This window comes from Pseudorhodoplanes sp., from assembly GCF_050250235.1.
Classification (GTDB): domain Bacteria; phylum Pseudomonadota; class Alphaproteobacteria; order Rhizobiales; family Xanthobacteraceae; genus Pseudorhodoplanes.
Window position 1 is genome coordinate 1 of sequence record NZ_JBFWPA010000241.1, and the last position, 5,777, is coordinate 5,777.

At 62.0% G+C, this 5,777-nt stretch carries 5 protein-coding genes; 1 reads left to right on the plus strand and 4 read right to left on the minus strand.

All coding sequences use genetic code 11. The annotated features are described in order from the left end of the window. Positions 1-650 (minus strand): ribonuclease T2 family protein (locus tag AB7F49_RS37640; protein WP_428532573.1); only part of this gene is annotated, 650 nt, incomplete at its 3' end. 238 nt (positions 651-888) lie between these two features. Further along, complete coding sequence (locus AB7F49_RS37645; RefSeq protein ID WP_428532576.1) at positions 889-1,101, minus strand: cold-shock protein; 213 nt, start codon at positions 1,099-1,101, stop codon at positions 889-891. Positions 1,102-1,408: 307 nt separating this feature from the next. On the opposite strand from AB7F49_RS37645, the gene AB7F49_RS37650 reads away from it, so the two are divergent. Beyond that, entirely contained in the window at positions 1,409-2,062 is a 654-nt protein-coding gene (locus AB7F49_RS37650; protein ID WP_428532579.1) for a DUF922 domain-containing protein, read from the plus strand. Here the strand turns inward: AB7F49_RS37650 and AB7F49_RS37655 are convergent. After that, positions 2,059-2,934: an S-methyl-5'-thioadenosine phosphorylase gene (locus AB7F49_RS37655; RefSeq protein WP_428532582.1), complete on the minus strand. Its 876-nt coding sequence runs from the start codon at positions 2,932-2,934 to the stop codon at positions 2,059-2,061. The two genes, AB7F49_RS37650 and AB7F49_RS37655, sit on opposite strands and share 4 nt — an antisense overlap. Before the next feature lie 58 nt (positions 2,935-2,992). Next, a partial coding sequence (locus AB7F49_RS37660) for an efflux RND transporter permease subunit (RefSeq protein ID WP_428532585.1) occupies positions 2,993-5,777 on the minus strand: 2,785 nt, incomplete at its 5' end.

Sequence of the window (5,777 nt, forward strand, 5' to 3'; positions counted from 1 at the left end):
TCATTGCTGCCGCACTCACGGAACTCCCCGTCGCGCGTGAAGCAGATGCGCAGCTCGGACAGGCGTGCATCGTCGCGCCTGTTGCCGCACTGGACCGAGATCATCCCTTCGGTGAGATCGCGGTTGCTCTTGACGAAATCGGTAACGAGTTGCTGCGGCGTCGTGATGATGGTGTCGTTCGGCATGACATAGCGCGCCGGGATCTTGACCTTCCCATAGACGGCACGGATGAGCGCGAAGTAATCGCGCATCTTCAGTCCGCTGCATGTCCCGTGCTTTCGCCATTCATGGATGATGAGCTTCTTCGACGGCATGAGGTCCAGCATGGCGTCGATCAATTCATCGGGAACCCAGCGCTCGCGCGTCTGGCAACTGTCCGGCCATCCCTTCTCATATTGCGGCCACAGGCCATGCACGACGAAATCGTAACGCCGCTTCGAATTGCATTGCAGATCCGCATCATCGCCGGCGGGCGACTGGCAGAATGTCGGCGACCAGGAAAGCGCCAGCGCGTAATAGTCGAAGTCGCCGCCGCGCGTATCTCTGGCGAGGGCGGCCTCAGGCCCGCCTAGCGCTGCCGCGCCGAGGACAAACGCGGCGAGTACGATGCCACGGAATAGCGTTTGGATTGATTTCGGGATTCTGGACATGTTTCAGCGATCGTTTGCCAGCTTGTATTGTTGAGGTTCATCTGGCACTGCGCCAGCTTGCCGCGAATGCACAGGATCTGGCCAAGCGCGTAGGATTGGCCATTGGCCCGGCACGTGCAATTCGGATCGGCTCTCGCGGGCGCATGGCCGGCCAGCACCAGAATGGTTAGAAAAGCGAAACCTGTCCTTACCCCATGGGCTAAGACTAACACACATGGAGCGGGCGTGGAATGTTTCGCTAGATGAGTTGAAGATTGACGGCCTGGGGTCCGCGTCCGCGCTTGTCCGGCTGGACTTCGAAACTGATCCGCATACCCTCGGCCAGTTCGGGAATTCCTGAACGCTGGACAGCCGTGATGTGAACGAACACATCCTTCCCGCCGCCTTCCGGCGAGACGAAACCGTAACCCTTGGCCTGATTGAAGAATTTGATGGTGCCGTTCTGACGCATGCGCAGCAAACTCCCTTGTCCCGTCCTGTTCACTCCAGACCACCGCCCGGGATATGGACTCCCGGATGATGGAAAAGGCACAGCCGAAAACTACGGGAAGGTCAGTCTGCGGCGACTCCTTTCGCCGGATCAGCTTCACCGGGTTCCAATTGCTTTGCCCGATCGGTCTGCGTCGCCGCATTCCGTGGCGCGGGAATATGCGCCAAGGCAAAACTGACGGCAAGCCTGAATTCGGAACCGGCATTTGTCTCTTGCCGGACGGGTTTCGGTACCATAGTTTGGGCGCAAGGGCACAGGCAGGGCACTCATGCGCGTATCGGCGACGGCGTTATTCCTTATTGGCGCGGCAAGCGCCTTTTATTGTGGTCAGGCGGCAGCGAAACCGGCTGTCACCACCAACTATGTCTATTACAAAGTATCGGGTGAATCGGCGATCGACATCTATAGTTCGATGCTAAGCCGCGGCCCCCATGTAAACGGCGCCAAGGCCTATGCCGCGACGCTCGCCGAGTCATCGCAATCCGGCAAGCTCGAGCAGAAAGGCCTCTGCCGCGTGCGCGATTACCAATTCGCGATGAAGTTCACCATCAGGCTGCCGCGCATCGCCGATCAGGAAAGCTTGACGCCCAAGGTTTCCGCGCGCTGGCAGCAATTCACCCAGTTCCTCAAGAAGCACGAGGAAACGCATCGCGCCATCTGGGTCGGCTGCGCCCGCGACATCGAGAATCAGATCAACGCGCTGCGGGCGAAGTCATGCGACGAGATCGACCGGCGCGCCCAGCAGATCGTCGACCGCGTGCAGAACGCATGCAACCGCAAGCATGCAGCCTTCGATGCCGCCGAGCAGAAGCGCCTGAGCAAGCATCCCTTCGTGAAGATGGTCATTGCGCGCGTGCAGCAATCGGCGATGGCGGTCACGAAGCGTAAGAAGAAGCGCTCCGTCTCCACGAACTTCAACTAACCACGACTGAGGACACGCCCGGCGACAGCATCGAGCTTGGCAAGGAGCGCCGGGTCGCGCTTCTCGGGCGCCGTGATGATCGCATATTCGAGCGCGGTGTCGGAGCCGATGCGGCAAACCGGATGCTCGCGCGGAAAGTCCCTCGCCAGTCTGGCCACGAAGCGGCGGGCATTCTCACTGTTGCCCTTCAGCACCTTGAGGATCGACGTGATGTCGACCTCGCCGTGATGGGGATGCCAGGAATCGTAATCCGTCACCATCGCGACGGTGCAGTAAGTGAGTTCGGCTTCGCGCGCGAGCTTCGCTTCCGGCATATTGGTCATGCCGATCACGCTGCATCCCCATGACCGGTAGAGCTGCGATTCCGCCAGTGTCGAGAATTGCGGGCCCTCCATCACGAGATAGATTCCGCCGCGGGCATATTGGATGCCTTCCGCCTTGAGCGCCGTCTCCGCATGATCCTGTAGCGTCGGCGAGATCGGATAGGCGAGTGAGACATGGGCGACGCAGCCCGTCCCGAAGAAGGATTTCTCACGCGCGAAAGTGCGGTCGATGAACTGGTCGACGAGCACGAAAGTGCCGGGCGACAATTCCTCGCGAAACGATCCGCAGGCCGAGAGCGAGATCACGTCGGTCACCCCTGCCCGCTTCAGTATGTCGATATTGGCGCGGTAATTGATCGTTGTCGGTGAAAAAGGATGGCCCCGTCCATGGCGCGGCAGGAACACGACCGGCAGCCCGTTGACTTCCCCGCGCCGCACATCATCCGACGGCTCCCCCCACGGACTTGCGATCCGCTCCCAGCGGGCATTGTCCATGTCGACATCATAGACGCCGGAGCCGCCGATGATCCCCAGTACCGATTTGACCATGCCTGATTTCCCCTGCCCTTGCTTGAGGAACCAGCATACGGGATTCGAAAGCCTGCCGCTATTCGGCCGGATGCAATGCCGGGCTGCGGCGGCCCAGCGAGCCGATGCGCACGCGCAGCCTTTCGAGCGCCAGGAAGACGACCGGCGTGATGTAGAGGGTCAGGAGTTGCGACACGAGGAGACCGCCGACGATCGCCACACCCAGAGGCCGGCGCAGCTCCGAGCCCGCGCCGAAGCCCGCCGCGATGGGAACGGCGCCAAGGATTGCCGCGAAGGTCGTCATCATGATCGGCCGGAAGCGCCGCAGGCAGGCCTCGCGGATGGCTTCGGGGGCGCTGTCGCCCGCCTGCTGCCGCGCCAGCGCGAAATCGATCATCATGATGCCGTTCTTCTTGACGATGCCGATCAGCATCACGATGCCGATGACCGCGATGACCGAGAGGTCCATCCCCGCCAGCATCAGCGCAATGAGCGCGCCGATGCCCGCCGACGGCAATCCGGAGAGTATCGTCAGCGGATGGATGAAGCTCTCATAGAGAATACCGAGAATGATGTAGATCACGAGCGCGGCAATGAGGATCAGGAAGCCCTGCCCGCTCAACCCGTCGACGAAGACCTGCGCCGTGCCGGAGAAGCTGGTCGAGATCGAGTCCGGCAGATGCGCGGCTGCCGTTTCCTGATTCACGATCGCCACCGCATCGCCGAGCGAAATGCCGGGCGCCAGATTGAAGGCGATGGTGACGGAAGGCTGCTGGGCCTGATGATTGATCGACAACGGCCCGGCATCATGCCGGATATGCGTCACCTGATCGAGCGGGATGACGGCGCCATTCGTGGATTTGACCGAGATGAGCGACAGCGCATTGGGATCGTTCTGCAAATTATCGGGCACACTCAGGATGACCGGATAGTCGTTCGCCGGCGTGTAGAGCGTCGCCACCTGTGAATCGCCGAAAGCGTCATAGAGCGTCGAGCGGATGTCGTCGACCGACACGCCAAGTGCGGCGGCGCGGTCGCGATCGATATCGACGAGGAGCTCGGGGTTGCTGAGCTCGAGATCGGTTGTGACGTCGCGCAGCTCTGGCCGGGCGCTGAGCCGATTTACAATGTCGGGAACGACACCGATCAGCGTGTTGAGATCGACGCTTTGCAGCGTGTACTGGATGTCGGCCCTGGCCGAGCGTCCGCCGACCTGGATGTTTTGCACCACCTGGAAAAACGGCCTGACGCCCGGAACGACGGAGGCCTCGCGCGTCAGCCGCCGGGCGACATCGCTCGCATTCGCGTTGCGCTGATCGAGCGGCTTGAGCGAGATGAAAAGCCTTGCTGCGCTGCCTTGCGCGCCATTGCCGCCGGCGGTCGACAGCGCATAGGCGACGGCGGGATCCTTGCGGACGATCGCGCTGACCGCCTGTGTCTTGGCCGCGAGCGTCGCGAAGCCGATATCCGGCAGAGCCTTGATCGAGGCAGTAAGCGAGCCTGTATCCTCGGTCGGGAAGAAGCCCTTGGGAACCACGATGTAAAGCCAGACCGAGGCCGCCATCGATGCAAGCGTCACCAGCAGCATGAGGCCCTGGAACCGCAGGACCAGAGCCAGCGAGTTACGATAGCCCGCTTCCATCCATCCGAAGACCGTATCGGAGAGACGCGCAATGATGCCCCTGCCCTCGCCCTGATGCGCCGCAAGGATGCGCGCGCTGAGCATCGGCGTAAGCGTCAGGGACACGAAGCCCGAGACGAGGATCGCGACCGAGATGGTGATCGCGAATTCGCGGAATATCCGCCCGACCACGCCGTTCATGAACAGAACCGGGATGAACACGGCGACCAGCGATATCGTCATCGACAGGATGGTGAAGCCGATCTCGCGCGCGCCCTCGATCGCCGCCGCGAATGGTTTTGCACCGGCCTCGATATGGCGGACGATGTTTTCGAGCATCACGATCGCATCGTCGACGACGAACCCGGTCGAGAGCGTGATCGCGAGCAGCGACATGTTGTCGATCGAGAAGCCGAGCAGCGCCATGACCGCACAGGTCGCGATGAGTGAAACGGGGAGCGACAGGACGGGAATGAGCGTGGCGCGCAGCGACTTGAGGAAGGCGAAGATCACGAGCACGACAAGCAGCGCCGCGAGCATCAGGGTGAATTCGACATCGTGAACGGCATTGCGGATCGACAGCGACCGGTCATTGGTGATCTCGAGCGAGACCGAGGACGGGATCTGCTCGCGATAGCCGGGGAGATGCGCGCGCACCTGGTCCACCACGTCGATCGTATTGGCATCGGGCTGCCGGAATACCGCGAGAATGATGGCGCGCCTGTCGTTGAACCAGCTTGCAGTGTTTTCGTTCTGCGCCCCTTCGCGGATCGAGGCCACATCGCCAAGCCGCACCGGCTTGCCTTCCCGCCACGCAACCACCAGCGGGCGATAATCGTCAGCCGTTCCGAGCTGGCTTTGCGAGTTGATCGTGACATTGCGGCTGTCGCCCGAAAGACTGCCGACCGGCGAATTCGAATCCGCGGCGGCGACCGCGGTATGGATGTCGGAAAGGCTCAAAGCCCGGCTCGCCGCAAGCCGCGGGTCGGCCTCGATGCGAATGGCGCGCTTCTGCTGGCCGAACACCGACACCTGCGCGACGCCGAGGATTTGCGAGATCTGCGGTGCGATGACGTCTTCGGCATAGGAGTCCACCTGCGTCAGCGGCAGGCTGCTCGACGACAGTGCCAGGAACAGCACCGGCTGATCGGCCGGGTTCACTTTGCGAAAGCTCGGCGGATCGACCATTTCGGGCGGCAGCCGCCGCTCGGCGATGCTGAGCGCCGATTGGACATCGAGCGCC

What these genes read in the sequence shown, in the direction of transcription:
- AB7F49_RS37645 (WP_428532576.1), bottom strand. Translation starts at nt 1,101, where the DNA reads ATGCGTCAGAACGGCACCATCAAATTCTTCAATCAGGCCAAGGGTTAC.
- AB7F49_RS37655 (WP_428532582.1), bottom strand. Translation starts at nt 2,934, where the DNA reads ATGGTCAAATCGGTACTGGGGATCATCGGCGGCTCCGGCGTCTATGAT.
- AB7F49_RS37650 (WP_428532579.1), top strand. Translation starts at nt 1,409, where the DNA reads ATGCGCGTATCGGCGACGGCGTTATTCCTTATTGGCGCGGCAAGCGCC.